Source organism: Mycobacterium sp. NGS58 (assembly GCF_059812385.1).
In genome coordinates, this window is sequence record NZ_JCALCO010000015.1 from 49,197 (window position 1) to 74,403 (window position 25,207).

Annotated in this window: 25 protein-coding genes and 2 pseudogenes; 10 read left to right on the top strand and 17 right to left on the bottom strand. The window is 65.0% G+C overall.

Annotated features, from left to right (window positions below):
- The first annotated feature begins 62 nt into the window (after positions 1–62).
- From AC5Y4H_RS15565 to AC5Y4H_RS15575, 3 genes are read left to right on the top strand one after another with little or no spacing between them, the layout of a single operon-like run.
- A complete protein-coding gene (locus tag AC5Y4H_RS15565) occupies positions 63–854 on the top strand; it encodes an SDR family NAD(P)-dependent oxidoreductase (RefSeq protein WP_499983077.1) in 792 nt (263 codons plus the stop codon).
- Positions 855–1,718, top strand: a complete 864-nt coding sequence (locus AC5Y4H_RS15570) for an LLM class F420-dependent oxidoreductase (RefSeq protein WP_499983078.1) — start codon at positions 855–857, stop codon at positions 1,716–1,718.
- 3 nt (positions 1,719–1,721) lie between these two features.
- The gene (locus AC5Y4H_RS15575; protein WP_499983079.1) at positions 1,722–2,225 is read left to right on the top strand and encodes a nuclear transport factor 2 family protein; all 504 of its coding nucleotides are present in this window, start codon (positions 1,722–1,724) and stop codon (positions 2,223–2,225) included.
- A 43-nt stretch (positions 2,226–2,268) separates the two neighbouring features.
- Here the strand turns inward: AC5Y4H_RS15575 and AC5Y4H_RS15580 are convergent, their stop codons facing one another.
- The gene (locus AC5Y4H_RS15580) at positions 2,269–2,871 is read right to left on the bottom strand and encodes a PaaI family thioesterase (protein ID WP_499983080.1); all 603 of its coding nucleotides are present in this window, start codon (positions 2,869–2,871) and stop codon (positions 2,269–2,271) included.
- A 51-nt stretch (positions 2,872–2,922) separates the two neighbouring features.
- Positions 2,923–4,626, bottom strand: a complete 1,704-nt coding sequence (locus AC5Y4H_RS15585; protein ID WP_499983081.1) for a 3-ketosteroid-delta-1-dehydrogenase — start codon at positions 4,624–4,626, stop codon at positions 2,923–2,925.
- Between the two features lie 100 nt (positions 4,627–4,726).
- Here AC5Y4H_RS15585 and AC5Y4H_RS15590 point away from each other — a divergent pair, with 100 nt between their 5' ends.
- Both AC5Y4H_RS15590 and AC5Y4H_RS15595 read left to right on the top strand, forming a co-directional pair.
- On the top strand, positions 4,727–5,884 hold the full coding sequence (locus AC5Y4H_RS15590) for a 3-ketosteroid-9-alpha-monooxygenase, oxygenase component (protein ID WP_499983082.1): 1,158 nt from the start codon (positions 4,727–4,729) through the stop codon (positions 5,882–5,884).
- Entirely contained in the window at positions 5,881–6,159 is a 279-nt protein-coding gene (locus AC5Y4H_RS15595) for a ferredoxin (RefSeq protein WP_499983083.1), read from the top strand. The genes AC5Y4H_RS15590 and AC5Y4H_RS15595 overlap by 4 nt, the downstream gene beginning before the upstream one ends.
- Before the next feature lie 7 nt (positions 6,160–6,166).
- Here the strand turns inward: AC5Y4H_RS15595 and AC5Y4H_RS15600 are convergent.
- The 6 genes and pseudogenes from AC5Y4H_RS15600 to AC5Y4H_RS15625 all read right to left on the bottom strand — a co-directional run bounded on the left by AC5Y4H_RS15600 (position 6,167) and on the right by AC5Y4H_RS15625 (position 11,064).
- Positions 6,167–6,972, bottom strand: a pseudogene (locus tag AC5Y4H_RS15600) (SDR family NAD(P)-dependent oxidoreductase).
- Between the two features lie 5 nt (positions 6,973–6,977).
- Entirely contained in the window at positions 6,978–8,054 is a 1,077-nt protein-coding gene (locus tag AC5Y4H_RS15605; protein WP_499983084.1) for a hypothetical protein, read from the bottom strand.
- 48 nt (positions 8,055–8,102) lie between these two features.
- Positions 8,103–9,083: an alpha/beta hydrolase gene (locus tag AC5Y4H_RS15610; RefSeq protein WP_499983085.1), complete on the bottom strand. Its 981-nt coding sequence runs from the start codon at positions 9,081–9,083 to the stop codon at positions 8,103–8,105.
- Positions 9,080–9,916, bottom strand: a complete 837-nt coding sequence (locus tag AC5Y4H_RS15615) for an SDR family NAD(P)-dependent oxidoreductase (RefSeq protein WP_499983086.1) — start codon at positions 9,914–9,916, stop codon at positions 9,080–9,082. Before AC5Y4H_RS15615 ends, AC5Y4H_RS15610 begins: the two co-directional genes overlap by 4 nt.
- Positions 9,913–10,392, bottom strand: coding sequence for a nuclear transport factor 2 family protein (locus AC5Y4H_RS15620; protein ID WP_499983087.1), 480 nt, complete (start codon positions 10,390–10,392; stop codon positions 9,913–9,915). Before AC5Y4H_RS15620 ends, AC5Y4H_RS15615 begins: the two co-directional genes overlap by 4 nt.
- Positions 10,393–10,455: 63 nt before the next feature.
- Positions 10,456–11,064 (bottom strand): TetR/AcrR family transcriptional regulator, encoded by a 609-nt coding sequence (locus AC5Y4H_RS15625; RefSeq protein WP_499983088.1) that lies wholly within the window; start codon positions 11,062–11,064, stop codon positions 10,456–10,458.
- Between the two features lie 139 nt (positions 11,065–11,203).
- On the opposite strand from AC5Y4H_RS15625, the gene AC5Y4H_RS15630 reads away from it, so the two are divergent.
- Positions 11,204–12,103 carry a hypothetical protein gene (locus AC5Y4H_RS15630; protein WP_499983089.1) on the top strand — a complete coding sequence of 300 codons (900 nt, stop codon included), beginning with the start codon at positions 11,204–11,206 and terminating at the stop codon, positions 12,101–12,103.
- A 15-nt stretch (positions 12,104–12,118) separates the two neighbouring features.
- Here the strand turns inward: AC5Y4H_RS15630 and AC5Y4H_RS15635 are convergent, their stop codons facing one another.
- Positions 12,119–13,726, bottom strand: a complete 1,608-nt coding sequence (locus AC5Y4H_RS15635; RefSeq protein ID WP_499983090.1) for an acyl-CoA synthetase — start codon at positions 13,724–13,726, stop codon at positions 12,119–12,121.
- A gap of 102 nt (positions 13,727–13,828) precedes the next feature.
- On the opposite strand from AC5Y4H_RS15635, the gene AC5Y4H_RS15640 reads away from it, so the two are divergent.
- Both AC5Y4H_RS15640 and AC5Y4H_RS15645 read left to right on the top strand, forming a co-directional pair.
- A complete protein-coding gene (locus AC5Y4H_RS15640; protein WP_499983091.1) occupies positions 13,829–15,760 on the top strand; it encodes a flavin-containing monooxygenase in 1,932 nt (643 codons plus the stop codon).
- On the top strand, positions 15,757–16,644 hold the full coding sequence (locus AC5Y4H_RS15645; RefSeq protein ID WP_499983092.1) for an SDR family NAD(P)-dependent oxidoreductase: 888 nt from the start codon (positions 15,757–15,759) through the stop codon (positions 16,642–16,644). The genes AC5Y4H_RS15640 and AC5Y4H_RS15645 overlap by 4 nt, the downstream gene beginning before the upstream one ends.
- Before the next feature lie 18 nt (positions 16,645–16,662).
- On the opposite strand, the gene AC5Y4H_RS15650 is transcribed toward AC5Y4H_RS15645, so the two are convergent.
- Entirely contained in the window at positions 16,663–17,289 is a 627-nt protein-coding gene (locus tag AC5Y4H_RS15650; RefSeq protein WP_499983157.1) for a Dabb family protein, read from the bottom strand.
- On the bottom strand, positions 17,282–17,629 hold the full coding sequence (locus AC5Y4H_RS15655) for a hypothetical protein (protein WP_499983093.1): 348 nt from the start codon (positions 17,627–17,629) through the stop codon (positions 17,282–17,284). The genes AC5Y4H_RS15650 and AC5Y4H_RS15655 overlap by 8 nt, the downstream gene beginning before the upstream one ends.
- Positions 17,630–17,729: 100 nt before the next feature.
- On the opposite strand from AC5Y4H_RS15655, the gene AC5Y4H_RS15660 reads away from it, so the two are divergent.
- Complete coding sequence (locus tag AC5Y4H_RS15660; protein WP_499983094.1) at positions 17,730–18,971, top strand: NADH:flavin oxidoreductase; 1,242 nt, start codon at positions 17,730–17,732, stop codon at positions 18,969–18,971.
- 215 nt (positions 18,972–19,186) lie between these two features.
- Here the strand turns inward: AC5Y4H_RS15660 and lipP1 are convergent, their stop codons facing one another.
- From lipP1 to AC5Y4H_RS15690, 6 genes and pseudogenes are all read right to left on the bottom strand, one after another.
- Positions 19,187–20,104 (bottom strand): LipP1 family hormone-sensitive lipase, encoded by a 918-nt coding sequence (lipP1, locus tag AC5Y4H_RS15665; protein ID WP_499983095.1) that lies wholly within the window; start codon positions 20,102–20,104, stop codon positions 19,187–19,189.
- Positions 20,101–20,937, bottom strand: a complete 837-nt coding sequence (locus AC5Y4H_RS15670) for an IclR family transcriptional regulator (RefSeq protein ID WP_499983096.1) — start codon at positions 20,935–20,937, stop codon at positions 20,101–20,103. The genes lipP1 and AC5Y4H_RS15670 overlap by 4 nt, the downstream gene beginning before the upstream one ends.
- Before the next feature lie 145 nt (positions 20,938–21,082).
- Positions 21,083–22,546: an FAD-dependent oxidoreductase gene (locus AC5Y4H_RS15675; protein ID WP_499983097.1), complete on the bottom strand. Its 1,464-nt coding sequence runs from the start codon at positions 22,544–22,546 to the stop codon at positions 21,083–21,085.
- Between the two features lie 187 nt (positions 22,547–22,733).
- Complete coding sequence (gene bphC / locus AC5Y4H_RS15680) at positions 22,734–23,642, bottom strand: biphenyl-2,3-diol 1,2-dioxygenase (protein WP_499983098.1); 909 nt, start codon at positions 23,640–23,642, stop codon at positions 22,734–22,736.
- 15 nt (positions 23,643–23,657) lie between these two features.
- Positions 23,658–24,842 carry an acyl-CoA dehydrogenase family protein gene (locus AC5Y4H_RS15685; RefSeq protein WP_499983099.1) on the bottom strand — a complete coding sequence of 395 codons (1,185 nt, stop codon included), beginning with the start codon at positions 24,840–24,842 and terminating at the stop codon, positions 23,658–23,660.
- 110 nt (positions 24,843–24,952) lie between these two features.
- Positions 24,953–25,108, bottom strand: a pseudogene (locus AC5Y4H_RS15690) (2Fe-2S iron-sulfur cluster-binding protein); the annotation flags it as partial.
- On the opposite strand from AC5Y4H_RS15690, the gene AC5Y4H_RS15695 reads away from it, so the two are divergent.
- Positions 25,043–25,189: a hypothetical protein gene (locus tag AC5Y4H_RS15695; RefSeq protein ID WP_499983161.1), complete on the top strand. Its 147-nt coding sequence runs from the start codon at positions 25,043–25,045 to the stop codon at positions 25,187–25,189. The pseudogene AC5Y4H_RS15690 and the gene AC5Y4H_RS15695 overlap by 66 nt on opposite strands.
- The last annotated feature ends 18 nt before the right edge of the window (positions 25,190–25,207 follow it).

Sequence of the window (25,207 nt, forward strand, 5' to 3'; positions counted from 1 at the left end):
GGAAGCACCGCCACAAGTCGCCTGGCGACTGGTCCAGAATCTCCTCATTGAGGAGGCGGACGATGGTTGAAATTTCCAAATACGGCCCGTGGGCGGTGATCGCCGGAGGCTCGGAAGGGGTCGGCGCCGAGTTCGCGCGGCAATTGGCGGGTGACGGCTTCAACCTCATGCTGATCGCGCGCAAGCCGGGACCGCTCGAGGGCACCGCCCGGCAGTGCCGGGAGATTGGTGCCGAGGTCCGGACGTTGGCATTGGATCTGACTGATCCCGAATCCACTTCGCGGATCATCGCCGAGGCTGCGGACGTGGACGTCGGCCTGCTGGTGTACAACGCCGGCGCCAACACCTGCAGCGCACCGTTCCTGGATGCTGAGCTCGCCGATTTCCATCGGGTGATCGACCTCAACGTGATGCGGATGCTGGACCTGGTGCACTATTTCGGAAGGCCTATGCGATCGCGCCGCCGCGGCGGCATCCTGCTGGTCGGTTCCATGGCAGGGACGCATGGATCGGTGTGTCAGTCGGTGTACACCGGGGTCAAGGCGTTCGGTCGGTTGTTCGCCGAGAGCCTGTGGATCGAGTTGCGCGACTACGGCATCGACGTTCTGGAGCTCGTGCTCGGCGTGACCCGAACCCCGGCCATAGAACGGGTTGGGCTGAACTTCGACGTGCCGGGTCTGACCGTTTCCGAACCGGCCGACGTGGCACGCGAAGGATTAGCGAACCTGGCAAACGGCCCGGTCTTCATCGCCGGCGGCAATGCCGAAGCGATACACCAGGGCAGCGGGCCCGATCGTGCGGCGATCGTGCTGGGCGCACACAAGGTTGTTCAGGAACTGATTGGTCGGACATAGATGCGGCTCGGCCTAGCCACCCCTGTGGTGACCGCGGTGCCCGGTTTCGCAGCAGACTGGGAAGCCACGGCGACCGTGGACGACATCGTCGGTATCGCCGCGGCCGCCGACGCGCTCGGGTTCGACTACCTCACCTGCTCAGAGCATGTCGCGGTGCCGTTGGCTGAGTGCGACACGCGCGGCGATGTGTACTGGGATCCGTTGGCGACGTTGGGGTTTCTCGCGGCCCGAACCACCCGGATACGGTTGGCGACATCTGTGGTGGTCCTCGGCTACCATCACCCGCTCGCGATTGCCAAGCGTTACGGGACCCTGGACCGCATCAGCGGCGGTCGGTTAATTCTGGGAGTCGGAGTGGGCTCCCTGGCGGCCGAATTCGAATTGCTCGGCGCATCATTCGCCGACCGGGGCGAGCGGGCGGATGACGCGCTGCGCGCCCTGCGGTGTTCAATGTCCACACGCGAGCCCGCCTACGTCGGCAAGCACTTTGCCTATTCGGGAATGTCCTTGCGGCCCTTCGCGCTTCAGCGGCACGTCCCGATATGGGTCGGCGGCAGGACCAAACGGTCGTTACGACGGGCGGTGGAATTGGCCGACGGGTGGATGCCGTTCGGGCTCGGCGCCAGCGAGGTCGGCGAAATGCTGGCCGGCGTTGCGCTTCCGGAGGGATTCGACATCGTGCTCGGCACCAATGGAGCCCTGGATCCCACCGATGAACCCGGCCGCGTGCACGACCATCTGCGCAAGCTCTGCGACGTCGGAGCCACGGCCGTGACATGCTCGGTGCGCGCGCATTCGGCGACCCACTACGCCGAACAATTGTCCGCTCTTTACGAGCTAGCGAAAAATCATGGAAGGAGCTGAGCCATGACCAACATCGAGGACATCGCGGCGCGGCTGCGACGTCTTGAGGACGAACACGACATCGCCCAATTGATCGCGTCGTACGGCCCGGCGGCGGATGCAGCGAATGCCGATGCCGCGGCGGCGCTCTGGGCCGAGGACGGTACCTATGACGTTGAGGCGTGGAGCATGCAAAGCCGGGCCGATGTCCGCGCGATGGTGAGTTCGACATCCCACCAAGATTTGGTGGCCAACGGATGCTGTCACTTCATCGGGCCGAGTGTCGTGACAGTAGCCGAGGATAAGGCGGTGGCGGTCTGCGAATCACTTGTGTTACTACGGGATGACGGCGCTTACCGCGTATGGCGCGCCACGGCAAATCATTTCGAGCTGCGGCGGGTCGATGGCCAGTGGCGGATCAGCAAACGTGTCAGTCGCGTCCTGGATGGTCAACCCGGCGCGCACGCATTGCTGAGCAGCGGGCTCGAGGGTGTCTCGGCGCCGGCTCTGGACGTGGCCGCGCAGTGAGAGATTGTCCGCTGGTCTTCTTTTCGTTTGTCGCCTTGGATGCTCATCGCGTGCCGTCGCGCGGATAGATGAACACCCCTTCGGCCCGTACGGTAATGCCCGCCGCATCGGCGATGTGGCCGATCGCGAACGTCTTCGTACCTTTCACCCGATCGATATGCGCCTCTGCCCGCAGGGCACCAAGCGGGGTGCCTCGCAGGAAGCGGACACAGAGGGTGCCGGTGACGGCGGGCATTGCGGGTTTGTGGGCGGTCGCGGCGAGCACGTGGTCGAGGATCAGGGCGCAGACTCCGCCGTGCACGTGTCCCGCCGGACCTTCGTAGGGCGCACCGAGCGTGAGGTCGGCCCATACCTGACCGTCGGTTCCGTGCTGGACGACCAGAGGAGGGGCGATGGGATTACGCAAACCGATCAGGACGTTGCCCCACGCCATTGGCTGGCCGTCCCGGCTTTTCCGGATGCCGAACGATCCCGGTGATACTGACGTGCTCAGATCGTCGGCGGCGCTGTCGATCTTGGCCTTAGCCGTGGCGACCGTCGCGGCGTCGGCTTCGGTTCGGATGCTCAAGTCGATGAGTCGGCGCAGCGAATCGGTCAGCGGCCCGTAGACCGACTTCAGCTGCGCGAGTTCGCTTTCGGCTGTCATGGGAGGGTGAAACTCGGGATGTTGACGACGGTCATCTGCAGGCTCCTCTAATCAGTTCGACGCGGCGTCATGTGCGGCGATGTAGCCGTACACCAGTCCCTGCGCGATCGTCGCGCCCGCACCCGGATAAGTGTTCCCGAACGCGTTGGCCGCAGTGTTGCCGATCGCGTACAGGCCTTCGATCGCGCTGCCGTCTTCGCGCAGCACCCGAGCGCGGTCATCGGCGCGCAGACCGCCGCAGGTGCCGAGGTCACTCAGCGCCATCTTCACCGCATAGAACGGGCCCCTGTCGAGGGCGCGGAGGTTGGGGTTGGGGCCGATGGTGGGGTCGCCGTAGTAGCGGTCGTAGGCGCTGTCACCGCGGTGGAAGTCGGCGTCGTCTCCGGTCCGCGACATCTCGCTGAACCGCGTCATGGTCGCACTGAAATGTGTTCTGGGAACGCCGATCATGTCGGCAAGTTCGGTCAGGTCATTCGAGCGATGGGCGATCCCGGCTTCGTACCACGACTGCGGGATCGGCATGCGCGGAAACAGTGCACCGCCGAAGACGTAGCTGTTGCGGTACTGCTGGTCGAAGACGATCCACATGGACTCCACCGGATTGCCCGAGTGTTCTCGCTCCAGCAGGCGCTGTCCGAACGACATGTAATCGGTTGCCTCGTTGATGAATCGGGTGCCGTTCTGGTCGATGATCAGCGAACCAGGCAGTGATCGTTCGGCCAGCATCACCGACGGTGCGCCTCCGGGTAGCGGCGCCACGGCCGGAAACCACCATGCCTGGTCCATCAGATCGGTTGCGGCGCCGACATCTTGAGCGGCGTGGATCGCGTCACCGGTGTTGGTCTCGGCGCCCAGGCTAAGGTGTTCGCCAAGGGATTCGGACTGAAACTTCCGCCGCATGGCCATGTTGTGATCGAACCCGCCCGCCGCCAACACCACGCCGCGCCGCGCGGTGACGGTGACCTCACGTCCGTCATGGCCTAAGACTGCGCCGGTGACCCGTCCGTCGGCAGTGCTCAGCCGCTGTAGCTCGGTGTCCGTCCAAATCGGAATCCCCGCCCGCACCACACCGGCGAACAGTCCCGCGGCCAGCGCCTGCCCGCCTGCAACATAGCGTCGGCCTATCAGGAGACCGCCCACTCCTTGCGCGAGGCGCTTGGCGATGGTCGGTACGCCCTTGCGCGGAATGCGGGCCATCAGGTTCATCCACCGATAGTCGGCGGTGGTGGTCGGCATCGGGACGTTGGCCTCCATGACGCCGGGCCGCAGCCGGGTCCGGTATTCCCGCAGGATCGCCGTGTTCAGCGGGCGGCACTCACACGTGCGGCCGCCGGCTGTACCACCCGGCTCCTCCGGGTGGTAATCGGAATAGTCCTTGGCCCAACTCAGGCGAATCGGGGTGGTGCGCAGCAGCATGTTGACCGTAGAGGTCACGTTGCGCAGATAGGCGGCGGATCGGTCGGCCGGCGCGGTGCCGGCAACCACGGACTGCAGGTAGGTTTCGGCACGTTGCATGGTGTCTCCGGCACCCTTATCCGCGAGGATCGGGCTCGCCGGCAGCCACAGCGCGCCGCCGGAGCGCGCCGTCGAGCCGCCGACATACGACGACTTCTCCACGATCAATACGTTCAATCCGCGCTCGTGGGCAGCCAGCGCTGCTGCCATACCCGTGCCCGAGCCCACGACCAGGAGGTCGACCACCTTGTCTCGCACCGGCAGACGGGCAGGGATCGTGGCTGAGAGCGCAGTCGTCACAGACACGAGGTTAAGCCGCCACTTTGGCATTGTGATTGCTTTCTCCCTGCCAGCGGGACGGTCCGTGCCATGGGTGGGCGCGCGGTTGTACAAAAACGACATGACGTTGGAGTTGAAAACCGACGAGGTTCGCCAGATCGAAGCGGCGGTGGCCCCGTCCCGATTCGCGCGCGGCTGGCACTGTTTGGGCCTGACCAAGGACTTTGGCGACGGCAAACCCCATGCCGTCCACGCGTTCGGTCAGAAGCTGGTGGTCTTCCGCAGCGGCGACGGCAAGATCAACGCGCTCGACGGGCATTGCCGGCACATGGGCGGGGACCTCACGCAGGGCCAAGTGAAGGGCGATGAGATCGCCTGCCCGTTTCACGATTGGCGCTGGGGCGGCGACGGCCGGTGCAAACGGGTGCCGTACAGCAAGCGGGTGCCCAAGCTGGCCCGCACCGCGAAGTGGACCACCCTCGAGCAAGACGGAATGTTGTTCGTGTGGAACGATCCGGAAGGCAATCCGCCGCCGGCGGAGCTCATCATTCCGCGGATCGAAGGCGCAGGCAGCCGGGAATGGACTGACTGGCATTGGTACACCACGGTCGTCAACACGAACTGCCGCGAAATCATCGACAACGTCGTCGACATGGCGCACTTCTTCTACATCCACGGATCAATGCCGACATATTTCAAAAATATCTTCGAAGGGCAGATCGCAACCCAATATATGAATAGCGGCCCGCGCGGTGACATACCCGACCCCGAAGGTCAGCCTCAGATGCTGGGCACTACCTCGGCCGCGTCATACTTCGGGCCATCGTTCATGATCGATGATCTGACCTATCACTTCGAGCATGAGGATCAAAGGACGGTTCTGCTGAACTGCCATTACCCGATTGATGCGAATTCGTTTGTGCTGCAATATGGGATCATCGTCAAAAAGTCTGAGCATTTGCCGGAGGAAGCGGCAATGCAGACTGCCATCGCACTAGGTGACTGGGTGCAAGTCGGTTTCGAGCAGGATGTCGCGATCTGGAAAACCAAGGCGCGCATCGATAACCCGCTGTTGTGTGAAGAGGATGGCCCGGTGTATCAACTACGGCGTTGGTATCAGCAGTTCTACGTCGATGTCGCGGACGTGACGGCCGACATGGTGGACAGGTTCGAGTATGAGATCGATGTCACCAGACCCCGCGAGGCCTGGCAGCAACAGGTCGAGGAGAACATCAAGAAAAGCGAAGCCGCACGAATCGGACAAACCTCGCCGGCATGACCGATTGCAGCGACAACCGTTTGCAAGACGCGCCGTTGCTGCCGGTGAGTTGCCGCCGCTGCGGGGCGCAGGTGCTGGCTCGCAAGAGCAGTTGGCAGCAGACCAGTATTCAATGGACCGCTGAAGCGACAGCGATGTGTCCGCAGCGGCAACAGACCGCGGCGCTCACGCAACACTCCCCGGGCATATTCCTGGCATGTTCTGACCTACGCGACTCGATCGACGGAGCCGTCGAACGGGGCGCACTTCCGATCATCGACGAATTGATCCGCTGACTGCGGTTCACATGTGCGTGCCGCCGTCGATGCGCAGCTCCGTGCCCGTGATGAAATAGGCGTCGGCCGAGCCGAGCATCGCCACAGCAGAAGCGACCGCATCCGGTGGGGCGAATTGTGCGCCGCCTTCCAGCGGGAGCATGGGCTGCGCCTTGACGAACAGCGAATAGTCGGCGTCGGCCGGCAGGCCTGCACCGACGCTTTGCTTGGATTGCCCAGTGCCGTCGGTCATTCCGGACGAGATCGACCCAGGCTGCACGCAGTTGAACCGGATGCCCTCCTTGGCGAACTCCAGTGCCAGCGCGTGGGTCATCGACAGGATGCCGCCTTTTGAAGCGGCGTAGCCACACATGTAGGGGTGGGCGAACTGGGCGGACGTCGACGTAAAGTTCACCACCGCAGGTCGGTTGCCGTTGCGCAATTCGCGGATTGCTTCGCGCGTGACCAGGAACGTGCTGACGAGGTTGACCCGGAGCATCTGTTCGAAGTCGTCTGTCGTGGTGTCCTCAAAGTGAGCCGATCGTAGGATTCCTGCAGCGTTGACCAGGGTATCTAGGCCGCCAAGCGCCGTAACCGCTGGGCGACACCGGTCTTCACGGAGTCCTCGTCGGCGACATCCATGATCAGCGTGCTGAGCCGCTCGACGTGCGGCTCAGCCTTGGCGATGGTGTCTTTCAAGCCTGCTTGACTGATGTCGGCGGCGACCACGTGACCGCCTTCGGAGAGGATGCGCAGAACGGTCGCCTGGCCGATGCCGGAACCACCCCCGGTGATTATCACGCGACGGTTGGCATAACGCTGGAGGATGCTCACAGAGGTCACGCCAGCTGGAAGGCGCTGATCGGCGCCTCTTGCGGATAATTCGACGGGCCACCCAGATCATAGGCCGCGTTGAGGGTGCGGATAAATTCCGGGTCGTGCAGCGGGTCGTCCGGCATGGCAAGTTTTATGCCCTGAGCATTGACGTCCCTGACCATGGTGTCGATCGCCTGCTCGATGGTCAGGTCAGCCGAACCTTCCATGTTCTTCTTCAGTTCGTCATAGTCGGAGAACACCTCTGCCGACCAGTGCACCAAGAATCGCAACTCGTCGGTGTGGTGCCGCGCGATCGACTCGTCGCCGTTCTTCAGCAGCCAGTGGTCGCGGTCGTCGGGATCGCCGGTGAACACGGTGTCGAACGCCAAGCCGGCCGGAATCTGTTGATTTAGTGGGCCATTGGCTTCGCCGCGGTGCACCATCATCTCGTTCTGCACGACGACTCCACGGTTGTTGATCGGCGGCAGCACACGGCTGGGTGCTCGCAGCGGACCCTCGGGCCAATAGGTGAATCCACTTCCGCTGTCGAGTGAAAACCAGGTGATTACTTGCGCCATCTTGATCAGGTAGTCCTGGAACAGGCCCGACTTGCCCATCACGCTGGTGAGCCAGGTCGGTGCATTCTCGTACCGCACGCCACGAAAGCTCGGTGAGTCCAGATGTCCCGGATCGCGATTCGCGCACGGCCCGTTGATGTTGAACAGCATCAGCTGCGGCTTGGCGTATTGCGCGTTCCAATAGCTTTTCGCCATTTCCAGGAACTGCGCGTTGTAGAAGCAGTCATGCAGTTGCGGGTAGAGCACCGCGCCGTAGTTGGCCAGGTAGCCGCGGAAAGTCGGCGTCAGAAACAGGTCCAGGGAGGGCTCGAAGCCCTCGGGAAATACGCCGCTCATGGTTGCGATCAGTTCCTCGGCCGACGCGAAGTGTTGCGCAATGATCAACTTCCACGGGCCCTCGGTGCGCACGACGTCGAGCAGGCGCTCGCGTTGGTCGTCGGTGTAAACGTTTTCGATCTCGCGGGGCGGTGCTGCCGGCCGCAACACGTCGGAAAGCTCCCTCCGGCGCTCGTCGGTGAGCATCAGCTGTCTCCTTCTGCCAATTCTGCGTTGGCGTGATTGTGGGTGACGTCACCGCGTTGCGGCGCCGTCATGTCCGGTGATCGGGACGTCGAATCGGACCGGGTGCGCGAACTTCGCCCGCAGCAGCGCGCCGATCTCGGCGATGGCCAACCGCCCGCGCGCGGTCGCGTCACAGCGCATCAGAAAGCCGTGGTACATGCCGGGATAGCGGGTGGTGGTGGTCTGCACGCCGGCATCTCGCAGCCGTGCCGCGTACCGCTCGCCCCAGTCCCGAATCGGATCGCATCCCGCGGTCACCATGATCGCCGGCGGTAGGCCGGACAGGTCGGATGCGTAAGCGGGAACGAGGTATGGATCCCGGGGTGGGCCGGCGTTGCCGTCAGCGAGGGCGTGCATGAAGTCGATGTCGTCGCGGACGAGCAGCGGGGCAGCGGGAAGCGCGATGATCGACGGTGCGGTCATGTCACGATCCAGGCCCGGATACAGCAGCACCTGCGCACAGATCGCCGGGCCGGAACGGTCACGTGCGGCCAGCGCAACCGCGGCCGCCAGCGACCCGCCTGCGCTGTCGCCGACTACCGCGATGCGGCCGGCATCGAGGCCAAGGTTGTCTGCGTTTCGCGATACCCACTCGGTGGCGGCGTAGGCATCGTCGAATTGCGCGGGCGGCGGCGATTCCGGGGCCAACCGATAGTCGACGGCCACGACGGTGGCACCCGACGCCGATGCAAGCTCGCGGGCCAGCGGTTCAAAAGAATGGTTGGAGCCCATGACGAGTCCGCCGCCATGAAAGTAGACCAGCGCGGGCTGACCGGAACCGCCTGTAGGACGGTAGATCCGGACGGAAATCGATCCGGCGGGGCCGGGTATTGCGGCATCGCCGATGCTTGCCATCGCGGGCATTTCATCGGGCAGCGGCGCGGATTCGACTGCGGCGCGCACGGCAGCCAAGCCGCGCTCGCGCATCGGCGGTATCGCTCCGAACGCCGCCACCCGCGCGGCGGCGTCGGGATCGAGTCGCGGTGTCATCTCAGCGCCGGACGGCGTTGTGCAGCAAGCACATTCGCGCGGTCTGCCATGGCTGACGCGACGGACTGCTGGGTGAGCAGATAGAAGCGGCCCGCCGCGGCCTGCTCGAACACCGTCTCGGCGGCCGCCAGCGGATCCATGGCCGTGGCCTTGATGTCCAGCATCGCGGAGCGCTGCGCCTCAGCGGCAGCGACATCACCGGCGTTCGAGTCGACGCCGCCCGCCGACTCGAAGATGTTGGACACCACCGCGCCGGGAAGCACCGCCTGCACGTGGATGTGGTGGTCGTGACCCGCCGATTGAACATCCAGGTGCAGGCATTCCGTCAGCGCGAGCACGGCGTGTTTGCTCATGATGTAGGGCGCCTGCAGCGGGATTGCGCGTACTGCACCGACCGATGCCAGGTTCCACACCCAGGCCTGCTCGTCGGTGGCCATCATCTTCGGGAGGAACGCGCGCACCCCGAAGAAGACTCCGCTGATGTTGATGTCGACGACGCGCCGCCAGTTGGGTACCGGTGTGTCCCACAGGTAGCCGAACTGTTCGACGCCGGCGTTGTTCACCAACAGACGTACCGGTCCGACTTCGCGGTAGACGCGGTCGGCGAGTTCTCCGACGGCGTCCGGGTCGGTAACGTCGCACTCGATGTCCAGCGCGCGGCCGCCCGCTGCGCAGAGTTCGCCGCGCAGCGCGGCGATGGCGACGGCGTCGATGTCGGCCAGGACCACGGTCATGCCCAGGCCGCTCGCATATCGTGCCAGTCCGGCGCCGATCCCGGCGCCGGCACCTGTGATGACGGCGACGCCGCCAGAGAATGTTTCGCGTGCGCTCACGAACCTGTGGCGCTGTCGGCGGCCAACTCCGATAGCAGGACGGAGTTTGTGGCATCGAGCACGACGTCCATCTCGGTGAACACCAGCCCGGTGGGTTCGCGCCGGACGCCGACGTTGACGACGCCGCTGGACACGGTGAAGGGTACGAAGTTGGCGATTTGGTTGACGAGGATATAGAAACGCGCGCGGGTGACGTCACCTTCGGTTCCGGTGCGGTGCACGTTGGTGGCGTGGTGGCGCAACGGGTATGGGCTCTGCTTGCGATGATCGGACAGCCATTCCATCACCGCGTCGCGTCCGTGCAGTTCCGGTGACATCAAGTCCTCGAACGGGCTGGCTCCGGAATCGCTGCGCGTCAGGTAACGCACGTCCTCGGCGTAGCTGGCCGCCAGCTCGTCGTAGTGCGCTTCGTCGTAGTGGTACCAGAAGCCGGCGATGAACTCTTGTAGCTCTGGCAACGCGATGTCGTGGCTCATGGAGCGAGTCAACCTCGGTGCGGCCCCGATAGGACCGTGGATGCCCGGTGAGTGGAACGGCGATCAGGTTGACGCAAGGGGTGACAGCGCGCCGACGATCACCTCGATGCCGGTGCGCAAAGCCCATCTCAAGTGGTCGAAGTCACCGTCCTCCACCCAGTAAACGTAGGCTTGCCTGCAGGTTTGGATCACCAGGTGAGCCGGCAGCTCGCGGCGGAACGGGTCGGCGCCGAGGTCGTAACGGGCGGCGAGAAAGTCTGAGATGGGGGCAGCGAGCCCTTCCCCCCAATCAAGCCAGCGCAGTCGATACTGCGGAGCTCGAAGCATCAGCTCTAAGAACCTTCGGTCGATCTCGACTTGTCCGCGCCGGGGTACCTCAGTGGCAAACGCCTCGACCAAGGTGTAAACGGTGTCGCTGTCGGGCGGGGCTTGTTGGAGCGATTGGACGCTCAGCCTGCCGAATTCGCGAAACAACGGCATGACAACGTCCTCTTTGACCGGAAAGTGTCGGTGGAACGTGCGGGGCGCAATGCCTACCGCCTCGCAGATGCGCTCGACGGTTGCCGAGGTCGAAGCTTCGGCAAGGAAGATGTCGCGCGCAGCCATAGCGATGTCCAACCGGAACTGCTCAGCGCGCCGTTCGCTCAGTGTGGGCCGGCCTTGCGCAGTCACGTCACGCTCCTTTGCTGCTGTCTGTCCCACTCAGTGGAAATGCCGCGTGATGCTCGAGGGCCCCCGTGCCTAGCATCGCTGTCAGATTATGACAGATTGTGCAGAATCTGACAGCCTCGCTGCCGAGGAAGGAACTGAAATGGCCACTGAAGAAGCCGACTTGAGCTACGACGACTACACACACGACTTCATGGGCAAAGTCGGTAACATCCAGGACTTCTCGCGCGACTTCCTGCTGGGACTGGCGCGTGTGTTCGAGGACACCTTGAACTTCGTTCCCTACGCGCACGTAACCACCTACGCCGACAAGGTCGGCATCAACACCGCGATGGACGTTGCCGCCGAGGTGTCACGCGCGGTCATGCGCCAGGTGATGCCGATGGGCCGCTTCATCGCGCCGCCCGGGTGGGATTGGAAAAACGCTCAGTACCAAGCGATTCCGTTTGACCTACACACCGACGACCTCACCAAACCAGCTCTGATGCGGCTGATCAAAACGTACTGGGATCAATACCTCAAGGGACACAACTACTTCATCGACCAGTGGACCAAGATCATCCCCGAAGACGAGGTGTGGCTTGGGTTGCCGGACATGTACCAGCTCATCATCGACTATGAATACCCGAAGCTGGCCAAGGTGCTCAAGATCGAACCCGTGCACGTCGTCGACTTCCTCAAGCTGGCGTGTCTCAGTATCGACGGCACCCTCGGCTACGGCGGCGAATACATCGTGCACAACCCGGATCACGTTGTGCTCAACATGCGCCGATGCGAAGTACTGCAGAAATACACCGACGAAGGCCTTTATCCGCCGGCGCGAGCCTGGATGAATTGCACGTTCGAACAGCGGATCTCCGCGCCGTTCTTTCCCGGCTGCAAGCTCGACATCAACCTGCCGCCAAAGGATTTCAAGTTCGCCCAAGGCGAGCCCTTCTGCGTGTGGACGTACACCCGGGGCGAGGAAAATCATCAGGCAGCCGCGGCCGCGCCGGATCCCCGTGCCAGCGCCATGAAGAAGATCCCCATCCTCCCGGTGTGAAGGGGATCGGTCACCTCATCGCTGATTCGACAGCTGTTGGTTGAGGCTGAAGCGTTCGCGCAGTTCGCGTTTGAGCAGTTTTCCGCTGGGGTTCTTCGGCAGTGCATCGACGAAGAAGATGCATTTCGGTGTCTTGAAGCCGGCCAGGTGCTCCCGGCAGTGGATCACCAGATCGTCCTCGGTCAGGGTGACTCCATCGCGGGGGACCACCGCGGCCACCACAGCTTCCACCCAGACCGGGTGCGCCACGCCGAATACCGCGACTTCCTGGACACCGCTGTGCCGGTACAGAACTTCCTCGACTTCGCGGCTGGCCACGTTCTCGCCACCGGTTTTGATCATGTCTTTCTTGCGGTCGACCACGTGCAGCAGGCCGTGTTCGTCGAAGTAGCCGAGATCGCCGGAATGGAACCAGCCGGCACGGAAGGCCTCGGCGGTGCGTTCAGGATCGTCGAGGTAGCCCAGCATCAAATGCGGGCTGCGGTGCGCGATCTCGCCGACGACACCAGTGGCCACCGGGATGTCGTTCTCGTCGAGAATTGTCGTTTCGACATTGATCACGGGGCGACCGGCTGCACCGGCGTGGGCGTCCTGCTCAGCCGGGCCGAGGGCTGATGCCAGTGGCGCTATTTCGGTCTGGCCATAGAAGTTCCACAAACTCAGATTGGGTAGCCGGGAGCGGATCTCGCTGAGGATCTCGATGGGCATTGCCGAGGCGCCGTAGTATCCCTTCCGCAGGCTGGACAAGTCCACCTCGCCAAAGACCGGGCAACGCAGCAGGCTGATCCATACCGTCGGCGGCGCAAAGTAATTGGTCACGCCGTAGCGTGCGATGGTGCGCAGCACCAGTTCAGGGTCCGGACGCGGGAGGATGATGCTGGTCGCGCCGAGATAGATGTCTGTGGCCAGAAAGTTGTCGAGCTGCGCGCAGTGGTAAAGCGGCAGCGAGTGGATCTCGATGTCGTCACCGGTCATCGACCCGGCGACGACGGTGCTGACATATTGCCACATCAGGCCGCGGCTGGAGTGCATGGCCGCCTTGGGCCGGGACTCGGTGCCGCTGGTGTACATCAGCCGCACGAGCCGGTCGTCGTCGATGGGCGGGTTGGGGGCCGCGGCGGTGGTCGTCAACCACGCCGCGAAATCTGCCCAGCCCGCCGGAGCGGTTGCCCCTACCGGCAGGACCCCGACTTTTGTTGTGACTGAGCCGTCCATCCGCATCGCTTGTTCGGCCGTCGCGATCAGCTCCGCTTCGACGACGAATCCGCGGACTCGGCTGTGGCCGAGAATGTAGCCGATCTCCTCAGCGGTGAGCATGAAGTTGATCGGCACCAGAACCACCGCGGCGCGGGCCGTCGCGAACGCCAGCACGGCGTACTGCCAGCAGTTGTGCGCCAGCAGCGCGATGCGATCGCCGGGTGCAAAGCCGTTGTCGTGCAACGCCGCCGCCGCTCTGTCGACCAGATCATCGAACTCGGCGAAGGTCAAGACCGTGTTTCCGTCAATGATCGCGGTCTTGTCCGGCTGGCGGCGGGCCGACCTGCGCGGAATATCGCCGAGTGAATGACTCCGAGCTTGGGCGATCACGGTGCCCAGCCGTTCGTCGAAGCGCACCCGGTCCATGTGTTGGAGGGTAGGCGAGGGGTGCCGCCGCGGGCCTACTCGTGTCCCGCTCAGTAGAAAGGTGGCCGCACGACACTCCCGGCCGACTCGATACTCGACGGTATGACCGCCGCCGCCAGGGAATCGACGTCGCCCACCGGTCCCGCCGCTCCTGACCCCGGCGAACTGCGGGACAACTTGCGCCAGGCTGACCCGGGCGTGCTGGTGGCGGTGCTGGCTCAGCTGACCGGCGACCCGTCGGTGATCGACGCGTACGCGCCCAGAATCTCGCACGTTCCCGACCCGCCCGAGCGGGCCGGCGTCACCGACCCCGATACCGCCGACGCACTGGTGAACGCCCTCATCGAGGCGCTGGAACAGCCCCGGCGCGCCGACCCGGTGGCCGCCGTCGACCGGGATTTGTTCGCCCGGCTGCTGCCGGTCGCACTGGGCTCGGAGGTCGACGACGAGCAGGTGGACCTGCTGCTCGAGCAGGGCGGCTTTCACCGCTCACAGCCGACGTTGCCGCGCACGGTGCCGATCCCGGACACCGTGAACGTCGCCATCGTCGGCGCGGGCATCGCGGGGATGAGCGTCGCGCTGGCGGCCGCAGCGGAGGGCGTGTCCTACGAGATCTTCGACCGTAACGAGGAAGTCGGGGGCACCTGGCTGACCACCACCTATCCGGGCATCGGCGTCGACACGCCGTCGGCGTACTACTCGCTGTCTTGGGAGGTCAACCCCGAGTGGACCAGCTACTACCCGCAGGGTGCGGAGTACCAACGCTATCTGGTGGCTCTGGCCGACAAGTACAAGCTGCGCGAGCGGACCCGGTTCGGCACCGAGGTCGACGCGTTGTGGTGGGACGCCGAGCGCAACCAGTGGCAGATCCATTCCGTCAATGCCGACGGCCGTCGCGACGTCAGCTACGCCAGCGTCGTGGTCACCGCGGCCGGCTACCTCAACCGTCCGCGCTGGCCCGATGTCAAGGGCCGGGAGGCATTCGCGGGCACCAGCATTCACTCGGCTCAGTGGGATTCATCGCTGGATCTCACCGGCAAGAGGGTGGCGATCATCGGGGCCGGCTGCACGGCGGTGCAGATCGTCGACGCATGCGTCGACCAGGTCGACCATTTGACGGTTTTCCAGCGTCAGCCGCACTGGGTGGCACCGCGCAAGCGGCCCACCGACGAGGTCCCCGCGCACAGGCGCTACCTTGGGCGCCACCTGCCGTACTACGCGAATTGGAACCGGCTGAAATCCTATTGGGGCACCGCGGACAACAACTATCCGGTCATCCTGCAGGATCCGGAGTGGGCCAAGGACCACCTGTCCATCTCTGCGGCCAACGACGTGCTGCTGCAGATGTGTCTGGAGTACATCGAGCAGACTTTCGGCAAGGACGCGGAGCTGGCCAAGAAGGTCACGCCGGACTTCGCGCCCTACGGCAAACGGATCATTCGCGATCCGGGCGGTTACTACGCGGCGTTGACCCGCGATCACGTCGACGTCGAGGCCAGTGAGCCTGCCGAGGTCAACGCGAAAGGCATTGTCACACAGGACGGTCGGCAGATCGATCTCGACGTGATCATCTACGCCACCGGCTACTACCTGGACTTCCTGTCCACCATCGACATCCGCGGCCGTGACGGCAAGAAGCTGGCCGAGGAGTGGGGCGACAGCCCGCGCGCCTACCGCGGCGGCACCGTGCCAGGCTTCCCCAACCTGTTCACCATGTCCGCGCCGAACTACAGTCCCGGTCACGGTGCGGGCGCGAACTTCTCGATGGAAGTGCTGGCGCACTACATCATCGAATGCCTGCAGTTGATGGCGCTGCGCGGCGCCACCACAATGGAAGTCACTCAACAGGCCTACGACGAGTATGTTGCGGCGATCGACGAGGCGATGAGCGGCACCGTGTGGTGCCATACGCCGAATGCACACACCTACTACCGGTCGGGATCGGGCCGGGTGGTGGTGGCCACGCCGTATCGACTGGTCGACGTCTGGCATCAGCATCGCGCGCCGATCGAAGACGATTTCACCTTACGATGAGCCAATTGCTCGCCGGTAAAACGGCTTTGGTCACCGGCAGCAGCCGCGGCATTGGCCGCGCAATCGCTCAGCGCCTGGCGGCCGAGGGTGCGACCGTCGCGGTCACGGCGCGCGCCTTCCAGCCGTCGCAGTCGAACCGGGCCGGGATCACTTCGGCGATACCGGGGACCATCGACGAGACCATCGCCCTGATCGAAGGGGCTGGTGGATCGGCGTTCGGGCTGACCGCCGACCTCGAAGACGGCGCCGCACGTGACAGTCTGGTCGACGCGGTGCTAAACCGGACCGGACGCATCGACATCCTGGTCAATAACGCCGGTTTCGCCGACTACTCGGTAATCGAGGACATGTCGCTGGAAACCTTTGACCGAACCATAGAGCATTACCTACGGACGCCGTTTGTGTTGACCAAAGCTGCTGTACCGCATATGCGTAAACAAGGCGGTGGGTGGATCGTCAACATCGGGTCGGTCACCGGTGTGGCCCCGGTGCGGCCATACCGTGACTACAACAAAACCTCCGGCGACGTCGTCTATGCGTCGTGCAAGGCGGCCCTGCACCGCTTCACCCAGGGCGTGGCTGCCGAGTTGCTCGACGCCAACATCGCCGTGAACTGCGTCGGCCCGTCGACGGCCGTTCGCACACCCGGTGCCGCACAGTTGATCCCGGAGACATTCTTCACCGAGCCGGTCGAGTATCTCGCCGAGACCGTGCTCGCAATGTCTTATCTGCCGGCCGCGCAGCGTACCGGCCTGGTGGCCTTCAGCCTGCACTACCCCTGGTCGCAACACCTACCGGTGCACAGCCTCGATGGGAAGTCCGAGCTGCCGCCGCTGGAGCCACCAGCGTCCGCCAACCCCAATGTCCTGCCTGCCGGCCTATAGCATCGACGTCTTCAACAGCTAGTCGGGCAAGGCAGCGTCGCATCGACAGAAGCTGTGGCACACCCGATCCCGCACGATCACTTCTGGACATTCCGGATCGAACCATCGGTCCACCACCGCCCAGTGGAACGGATGCATCAGGTAGGGGCCCATCAGTCCGTCGAGATCGCAGAACTCCTGCTCGAATACGTGCGTCCATTGCGACGTCCCGATCGCATCGTCGACACGGCTCAGCTGCCACGCTGTGATGGCCGGTATGTAGTGGGGCATCGAGGACAGCTCGTCTTCGAAACGTCCGCGGGTGATGGCGTCGGCGTCTGGTAGGACCCGCAACAACAGGGCGCGATAGACGGTGCCCGCGCCTGCGTCGCTGCGTGCCGGAACGCCGGGGTAAGTCGCTCCATTGATGCGGGTAATCGCTGGATCCATCAGCGTAGTAGCGAATTCATCTGCGGCCGAGAGCCATTGACTTCGTGAATTGAACCTCAAGTGGACCAGGACGTCGCCCCCGTTGCGCGACCCCGGCAGCGTCGGCTCGACGAGCCGGTGGTGTGCGTCGGTCGCTTCGGCTCCCGAACGTACGGCCGCCAGCACGCGATCCCGCTCTCCTTCGGCGATGTCGATGAGTCTGGTGACGCTATACATCGCAGAGGCCATCGACGTCGTCGGCGGCACCGGCGAAATGCCGGGACCGCTCGGTGACCAGTTCGCTGATCTGCGACCACCATTCGCCCAGTGCCGGGTCCGGCCGGCCCTTCCAGGTCATCTCCCACCAAGCCTGCGCGCTGGGCAGCGTCCAGCTGATAATGACGGTGTTGACGAGGTCTTCCGACCAGATCGGAGGACTGACGAGGACGTCGCGCAATGTCATACCGCGGGAACGCGCACCGGGCGCATATTCGGCGAGGTAGGTGTCGACGAATGTCCTGGCGCATCCGGGCTTCGTCACCACCCGGTCGATCACGAATACCTGACCGCCAGCCATGGCCCGACCGTAGCCGCTTGGCCGGACCTTGACGGGGTGTGTTCCCGGCCATCGGGAGAACCTCGTTGACCCCGACCTGGATGCGGGCGACGGTGGTCGGATGAGCGATCCGTTTAGCCCCGTTCAGCTCGGCCCCGTCACGTTGCGCAACAGGATCATCAAGGCCGCCACGTCCGAAGGGCGATCACCCAAGGGGCTGGTCACCGACGATCTGATTGCATTCCATCGGTCGTTCGCCGACGGAGGGGTCGGCATGACCACGGTCGCCTACTGCTGTGTATCGCCCGAGGGTGCCAGCGCACCCGGCCAGATCGTGATGAGTCCACAAGCTCTGCCGGGGTTGCGCAGGCTCACCGATAACGTTCATGAGGGCGGCGCCGCGATCTCCGCCCAGCTCGGCCACGCCGGGGTGGTGGCACCGAAGGCGCTGACCGGGGTAACGGCGGTCGCGCCGAGCCGGTTCATAAACCCCACGTCGTTCGCGTACTGCCGCGCCATCACCCGTGACGAGATCAGGACTGTCATCAATCAGTTCCGCACCGCGGCGCAGGTTGCGATCGATGGCGGATTTGACGCGGTCGAATTGCATTTCGGGCACCTGTACTTGCCGAGCTCCTTCATGAGCCCGCTCATCAACCGCCGCAAGGACCAATACGGCGGGTCCATCGACAACCGATCCCGCTTCGCACGTGAGATCGCCGAGCGTGTCCGCAACGTGGCGGACGGCCGGATCGCTGTCATCGCCAAGCTGGACATGGACGACGGACTGCCGGGCAGCATATGGATCGATGAGGCCTTGCGGACCGCGCAACTGCTCGACGCCGACGGCACGCTCGACGCGATCGAGCTGACCCAGGGCTCCTCGGTTTTCAAGCCGATGTACCTGTTCCGAGGCGACGTCCCGGTGCGGGAGTTCGCCCGCGTGATGCCAGCCGCCTTGCGGCCCACCGTCAGGTTGGCTGGAAAGCGAATAATGGGCAGCTACCCCTATACCGATCTCTACATGCTCGAAGCGGCACGGCAATTCGTACCGGTTGTGCGCAACACCAAGCTGATTCTGCTGGGCGGCATCACTAACCGCGAACATATCGAGACCGGGATGCGCGAGGGATTCGACTTCATGGCGATGGGCCGGGCGCTGCTGCGCGAGCCCGATCTGGTCAACAAGATGATCGTTGATCCCGCCACACGCAGCCGGTGCAACCATAACAACAAATGCATGGTCACTGTTTTCGGGCGCACGCACTGCGTACTCGATCCCGAACAGCGCTACGGCCCGGTGCTCGCGAAGGTCGCAGGCACTGCTGCGACTTCGGTTGCCGCGCGGCCGATCGATACCTGACCGGTTGAGGCGGGCCGTGGAAGGCACGTCCCGATGCAATCTCTCCGGTGATCGGCACAAACGTCGAATGCATCCCAGCCAGGGGATCGACCCTCCGTCGACTGGATTGGAATTGTTAGCGTGGCGGCCAATCATGTTGAGGGAGAAATGATGGACGCGTCAGATATCGATACGCCGGAGATCGCCAAATTCGATCCACTGTTGGTGGCACCCTCTCAGCGAAGCAGTTGAGCCAACTCCAGGCACGCCTGCCGCCGGGCTTGGTGCGCAATGTCGAGCATCGGCATCGTCATGAACCCGTGGATGCCGCCGTCGAAGGGGCATCGCACCGTGATCACACCCGCAGCTTCGAGTGCGTCGGCGTAGGCGTTGCCCTCGTCACGAAGTGGATCATGACCCGCGGTGACGATGACTGCGGGCGGCAGTCCGGCCAGGTTGGCTCGAAGCGGCGAGGCGTATGGGTCTTCCCGATCGGCAGGCGCCGGGACATACTGATCCCAGTACCATTGCAGCGCCGACTTCGGATTGTAGAAACCGTTGCCGAACAAGCGATAAGACTCGTTGTCGAAGTCGGCGGCGATCACCGGATAGATGAGCAACTGGCCCGCGATCGGGGGACCGCCGCGATCGCGCGACATCAACGCCGCGACGGCAGCCAGGTTTCCGCCCGCGCTGTCGCCGCCCACCACAACGCGCTGTGCATCGCCGTCAACCGCGTCGGCATTGTCGGCCGCCCACCGGGTGACGGTGTAGACGTCCTCGGCGGCGTCGGGCCACTGGCTTTCCGGCGCCAGCCGGTAGGCGACCGAAATGACAACTGCTGGAACATGATTGGCGATAGCACGGCACAGGCCGTCGTGACTTTCCAGGTCACAGAACACAAAGCCGCCACCGTGGGCGTACACCAGAATCGGCAGGCTATCGCCGTCGGGCCGATAGATCCGCACCGCGATGTCGCCGCCGGGCCCCGAGATGGATTCGTCTCGCACCTCGGCAACGGGCTCGAGCTTGGCGGGTGGCACGAAGCGGGAGCGGATGGTTGCCCTTGCCTGCGCACCGGTCATGGTGTGGACCGGCGGGAAGCCGGCGTCCAGCGCCTCGATTAGCGGTGCGATCTGTGGATCGAGGTTCACGCGTACTGCATCGAGGGCCGCGGCGCGGGCCGGGCAAGGCGCAACGGCCGCAGCGGCTGCAGCGTCGGCGCCACTCGCTGTGGGCCGCCTTCGACGTTGCGCCAGATCGCCATCGCCGTCATGCGTGCCGGGGCGGCCAGGCGCTGATCGAACATCATGCGATTCATGGGACCGCACACTGACACAGCCGCGACGGCCTCGCCCGGGCTCCCGATCGGCGCTGCGACACAACCGAATCCGAGCAGCGACTCCTCGCGCTCGAACGCGATGCCGTGTGCCCGCACCTTGGCCAATTCGATCGCCAGTTGAGAGCCGTTCGCGATCGAGTACTTTGTCTTGCGGATCTGCAGGTCCACCTCGGCATCCTCGTCACGGTAGGCCAGGATCGCCTTGCCGACGGCGGTGCAATGCGCGGGCTGACGGCTGCCCACGCGCGTGGGTATCGGCGCCAGCGGTGAGTCGCCCACCTTCTCGAGATAGACCACGTCGGGTCCGTCCAGAACCGCGAGGTGCACGACGAGCCCGGTGGCGCGGTGCAACTCGCCCAGCAACGGGCCCGCGGCGCGCACCAGGCGGTCCTGATGCACGGCCAGCGAGCCCAACTCGACCAGGCGCATGCCCAGTTCGTAGTCGCGGCCGCTGCGGCGCAGCCAACGCAGCTGCACCAGGCGCTCGAGCATGCGATGTGCCGACGAGCGCGGCAGGCCGGTGCGGCGCACGATCTGGGCCAGGGTGAGCCGCCCAGGCCCATCGAACGCGTCGAGCACCAAGGAGATGCGGTCGATGACAGCCGTGGGGGTGGCTGATTCGACGGTGTCAACGGTCGCGGTCATCGGCCCTCCAAGGCATTGCTATATCAAGATGGAATATTCCTATTAGGAATATATGTAGCACACCGGTGTGGCCGTTGTCACTCACCGCAAGAAAAGACCCCGCCGGGCGGGGTAGCGGCCGGCGGGGACGGGGGATTAGCGCGGGTCAGCCCTTGGCTGCGGAGCGGCCGGCGCGGCGACCGTAGAAGCTGCCGTCACCCAGCGAGACGCCGCTGGCATAGCCCCACGCGGCCAGGCCTGCGGTGCAGCGGCCGGCGGCAAAGAGTCCCGGAATGGGCGCGCCGCTGACGTGCAGCACCTCGGCGTCCAGCGTCGTGGCCAGCCCGCCCAGGGTGAACCCACCGGTGTTCTCGCGCAGGTCGACGGCGCCGACGGGGGAGCCGATCGGCTTGATCCACTCCGGCTTCTTGTGCAACAGCGGATCCTCGCCGCGCGCGGCGCCCTCGTTGTAGGCGGCAACGGTCGCCTGCAGCGAGCCGGGCGGCAGCCCCATGTCGCGTTCCAGGTCGGCAACGGTGTCGGCCACCCAGGTCGCCGGGCGCAGCATGAACTTCGGCGACCACGAGGCCATCGCCTCCTCCTGCGCATCGCCGTCGATGATCAGGTAGGCGACGTTGTCCTGCTGGTAGAGGGTGAGCTGTCCGATCCGGCCCGGGTAGGTGTCCTCGGCGACGTAGCGCTGACCGCGGCCGTTGACCAGGATGCCGCGCACCAGCTGCTGCGGGTCGATGAAGATCGCGACCTCGGTGGCGTCCATGTGAGCCAGGTCCGCGCCAAGGGCCTGCGCCATCCGGATCGCCTGCCCGTCGTGCTGCTCGATCGAGGCGGCGGGCCGGCCGGCGATCCGCGGCGCGTAGCGCTGGACCATCGCGTCGTTGTACGCGAAGCTGCCGGTCGCGAGGACCACCCCGGTGCGCGCCCGGATGTTCACCTCCGTGCCGTACTTTCGGGCGCGGATGCCGACCACCCGTCCGTCGGATTCGGTGATCAGTTGCTGCACCCGCACGTCGTACAGCGCCCGCACGTCGGCCGCGGTCGCGGTCTCCACGAGGGGTTTCATCAGCATGTAGCCGGCGCTGGCTTCGCCCTGCTTCTTGTTCTGCATCTGCGGCACGTGTCCGCGCGGGGCGGGGGAGGCGATGGTGTTGAACGGAAAGGAGTTTTCGCCGCCGCTGTACATCAGGCCCTGATCGCCCATCGGCTCCCACCCGGGCTCGGAGAAGAACTCCGCCTTGAACGGCACGCCACACGCGACCAGCCATTCGAAGTGGGCGACGCTGCCGGCGCAGTAATCGGCGATCCGGTCCTCGTCGGCGCCGGGCCCCATCGCCACGTTGAGGAAGGCCGCCATGTTGTCGACGGAATCATCGAAACCACAAGCCTTTTGGATGGGGGTGCCACCGCCGAGGTAGATGAACCCACCCGCCATCGACGCCGCGCCGCCCCAGGAGCCGGTGCGCTCCAGTACCAACACGTCGGCGCCGGATCGGGCCGCTTCGACGGCCGCGGCCGCACCCGCGATGCCGTAGCCGGCGATGACGACGTCGGCCTCGTCATCCCACGAGGTGATCGAGGACGCCGCAACCGGCGTCACGTCCATGTCGGTCATCGGGCGTCGAAATCCCTTCTATCGCTCGGGTCACCGGGAGGCGAGGTGTGACATTTTGCCCGCCTCTGAGCGACGACGCACGCCTGCGCCCGACGTGTCTTCGAATTGTCGCTCGCAGGCGGGCGCATTGCCATATCCCCGAACTCTGTGGCGCATGGGGTTTTGCGGCCCATCGACAGCGCAGGCGTCACAGCCGCATGGCCGCGGGCATTTCGCCGACCCACTGATGACCCCAGTAGCTGTCGGCGGTGATTTCCTCTGCGGTGTAATAGGTCTCGTCGACCCGCATCCCGTCGGTGCCGAATTCGATGTCCCAGTCGCCGGGCGCGCGGACGTAGAACGAGACCATCTTGTCGTTGGTGTGCCGTCCCAGGGTGGACGAGAGTTGGAACCCCTCGGCGTTGACCCGGTCGAGCGCCTGCCCCACGGCGTCCAGGGTGTCGACCTCCACCATGATGTGGACCAGGCGCGGGTCGCGCTGGTGTGCGGCCGGGACGATCGCCAGGCTGTGGTGTCGCTCGTTGATGCCGAGGAACCGAACCCTTACCGGGCCAAACTCTTTCGGTAGTGGCACCCGGAACGCCCCGCGGGCGCGGAACCCGAGGACCTCGGTGTAGAAGTCGAAGAGGCCGTTGGGGTCGGTCGCCGGTACCACCACGTGGCCCATGCCTTGGTCGCCGGTGACGAACCTTGCGCCGAACGGCGTGACGACCGGACTGTGATCGAGCACCGCGCCGTGGAAGACCTCGAGCGTGGTGCCGGCCGGATCCTCGAAGGTGATCACCTCTTCGACGCGCCGGGCCTCTGCCTCATCCGGGGACAGCTGTTTGTAGGCCACGCCCGCGCCGTCGAGGGTCGCCTGCACTCGCTGCAGGGCCGGGTGGTCGCGCACCTCCCAGCCGACGGTCAGCACTCGGTCCGTCTCACCCGGCACCACGATGAGCCGGGCCGCGCGCTCGTCCATCCGCAGATACAGCGCGGACGGATCCGGCCCCTTGCCCTGGGCGAAACCCAGCACGCCAAAGGCGAACTGTCGCCAGCGGTCGATGTCGTTGGTCGAGATGGTGATGTAGCCAAGGCTTTTCAGGTCGCTCACGAATGGGTCTCCTGCTCAGATCAGGGCCCGCAGCGGACCCTCGGGCGGGTCGATGCCGATCGAACTCAGCGCCGCCGCGTGGTAGGTGGTGCCGGGGACATGGATGGCATGCATCTGCCCGACGTGCACGTCGCGCCAATACCGTTGCAGTGGCTTGTCCATCCGGGCCGCGTTTCCCCCGGAGCGGGCGAAGATCTCGTCGACCGCCGACACGGCTCGCCACACCGCGCGCACCTGCGTGCGGCGGCCCGCCGCCCGGTCGGCGAACGACACCTCCTTGCCGGCGGCGACCATGTCGTAGATGCGGTCGGCGTTGGCCAGCAGCTCCTGGCGGGCGGCGTTGATGTCGGCGGCGGCCTCGCCGATGGCGTGCATGACGTAGGGGTCGTCCTTGATCGCGGTTCCGGTGGCGCCGACGCGCTCGCGCTGATAGTCCAGGTGCGCCGCCAGCGCCCCCTCGGCGATGCCGATGGTGGCCGCGGAGATGCCCAACGGGAACATCGTCGACCACGGCATCAGATACAGCGGCTCGGTCATGCCGGCCTCGCGCTGCGCGGTGCCGTCCATCACCTTGGTGGCATCCATGGTCCGGTAGCTCGGCACGAACGCGTCTTTGACGATGACATCCTTGGAACCGGTTCCGCGCAGCCCCACGACATTCCACGAGTCGTCGACGATCTCGTAATCCTTGCGGGGCAGAATCATGTGCAGCATCTGCGGCGGCATCAAGGGGATGCCCTTCTCGTCGCCGAGCATGGCGCCAAGGATGATCCAGTCGCAATGGTCGGTGCCCGAGCTGAACTGCCAGCGGCCGTTGAAGGTATAGCCGCCGTCGACGGGCTTGGCCACACCCTGCGGCGCGTACGGGGACGCCATCCAGGTGTCGACGTCGTCGGCCCAGATTTCTGCGGCGACTTTGGGGTCGGCATAGGCCAATTGGTAGGGGTGCACGCCGACGACACCGACGATCCAGCCGGCCGCCGGATCCAGCGCCGCGGTGGCCATCGTGGTCTCCGCGAACTCCCGGGGGTGGGCCTCGAAGCCCTGATACTGCTTGGTCTGCAGCAGCCGGATCAACCCGGCGGCCTTCATCAGCTTGACGGTGTCGTCGGTGAGCCGGCCGATGCGTTCGGCTTCGGCGGCTTGGTCACGCAGCTGGTCGGCCATGGCCACCACCTGGTCGAGTACCCGGTCGCTCATGTCGTTGTCCTTACGTGTGTGGGCGTAGTAATGGTCTACCGCAGACGCCGGCCGTCCCAAAGGAAATCCCGATGAGCGGACACCACGGGACTCAAAATTCGACGTGAACCGGTCGCCACGCACGAACCGCAGCGGCCCTCCCGGCAGGAGTGGGGCACGGCGATCCCCGCGTCCAGCAGTGTGTCGACCAGCGTTCGTCCGTGCGGCCAGCGCAAATGATGTCGCTGGCCGTCCAGTTCGACGTTGACGTGTGCGACGTCCGCCATGAGCCGATGGTCTGTGACGACGGCGCGGCGGCGTCCACGCACGCCCGGTGGCCGGGAAAGCTCGTTCGAAGCGTCCGGTGACCGGGAAGGCCGGTGCGA

Excerpts from the sequence above, each read along its gene's own strand:
- AC5Y4H_RS15575 (WP_499983079.1), top strand. The coding sequence starts at position 1,722 with ATGACCAACATCGAGGACATCGCGGCGCGGCTGCGACGTCTTGAGGAC.
- AC5Y4H_RS15590 (WP_499983082.1), top strand. The coding sequence starts at position 4,727 with ATGACGTTGGAGTTGAAAACCGACGAGGTTCGCCAGATCGAAGCGGCG.
- AC5Y4H_RS15650 (WP_499983157.1), bottom strand. The coding sequence starts at position 17,289 with ATGTATAGCGTCACCAGACTCATCGACATCGCCGAAGGAGAGCGGGAT.
- AC5Y4H_RS15640 (WP_499983091.1), top strand. The coding sequence starts at position 13,829 with ATGACCGCCGCCGCCAGGGAATCGACGTCGCCCACCGGTCCCGCCGCT.
- AC5Y4H_RS15565 (WP_499983077.1), top strand. The coding sequence starts at position 63 with ATGGTTGAAATTTCCAAATACGGCCCGTGGGCGGTGATCGCCGGAGGC.
- AC5Y4H_RS15685 (WP_499983099.1), bottom strand. The coding sequence starts at position 24,842 with ATGAGCGACCGGGTACTCGACCAGGTGGTGGCCATGGCCGACCAGCTG.
- AC5Y4H_RS15605 (WP_499983084.1), bottom strand. The coding sequence starts at position 8,054 with ATGCTCACCGACGAGCGCCGGAGGGAGCTTTCCGACGTGTTGCGGCCG.
- AC5Y4H_RS15595 (WP_499983083.1), top strand. The coding sequence starts at position 5,881 with ATGACCGATTGCAGCGACAACCGTTTGCAAGACGCGCCGTTGCTGCCG.
- AC5Y4H_RS15675 (WP_499983097.1), bottom strand. The coding sequence starts at position 22,546 with ATGACCGACATGGACGTGACGCCGGTTGCGGCGTCCTCGATCACCTCG.
- AC5Y4H_RS15570 (WP_499983078.1), top strand. The coding sequence starts at position 855 with ATGCGGCTCGGCCTAGCCACCCCTGTGGTGACCGCGGTGCCCGGTTTC.
- AC5Y4H_RS15660 (WP_499983094.1), top strand. The coding sequence starts at position 17,730 with ATGAGCGATCCGTTTAGCCCCGTTCAGCTCGGCCCCGTCACGTTGCGC.
- AC5Y4H_RS15630 (WP_499983089.1), top strand. The coding sequence starts at position 11,204 with ATGGCCACTGAAGAAGCCGACTTGAGCTACGACGACTACACACACGAC.
- AC5Y4H_RS15670 (WP_499983096.1), bottom strand. The coding sequence starts at position 20,937 with ATGACCGCGACCGTTGACACCGTCGAATCAGCCACCCCCACGGCTGTC.
- AC5Y4H_RS15635 (WP_499983090.1), bottom strand. The coding sequence starts at position 13,726 with ATGGACCGGGTGCGCTTCGACGAACGGCTGGGCACCGTGATCGCCCAA.
- AC5Y4H_RS15655 (WP_499983093.1), bottom strand. The coding sequence starts at position 17,629 with ATGGCTGGCGGTCAGGTATTCGTGATCGACCGGGTGGTGACGAAGCCC.
- AC5Y4H_RS15645 (WP_499983092.1), top strand. The coding sequence starts at position 15,757 with ATGAGCCAATTGCTCGCCGGTAAAACGGCTTTGGTCACCGGCAGCAGC.
- AC5Y4H_RS15610 (WP_499983085.1), bottom strand. The coding sequence starts at position 9,083 with ATGACACCGCGACTCGATCCCGACGCCGCCGCGCGGGTGGCGGCGTTC.
- AC5Y4H_RS15620 (WP_499983087.1), bottom strand. The coding sequence starts at position 10,392 with ATGAGCCACGACATCGCGTTGCCAGAGCTACAAGAGTTCATCGCCGGC.
- AC5Y4H_RS15580 (WP_499983080.1), bottom strand. The coding sequence starts at position 2,871 with ATGACAGCCGAAAGCGAACTCGCGCAGCTGAAGTCGGTCTACGGGCCG.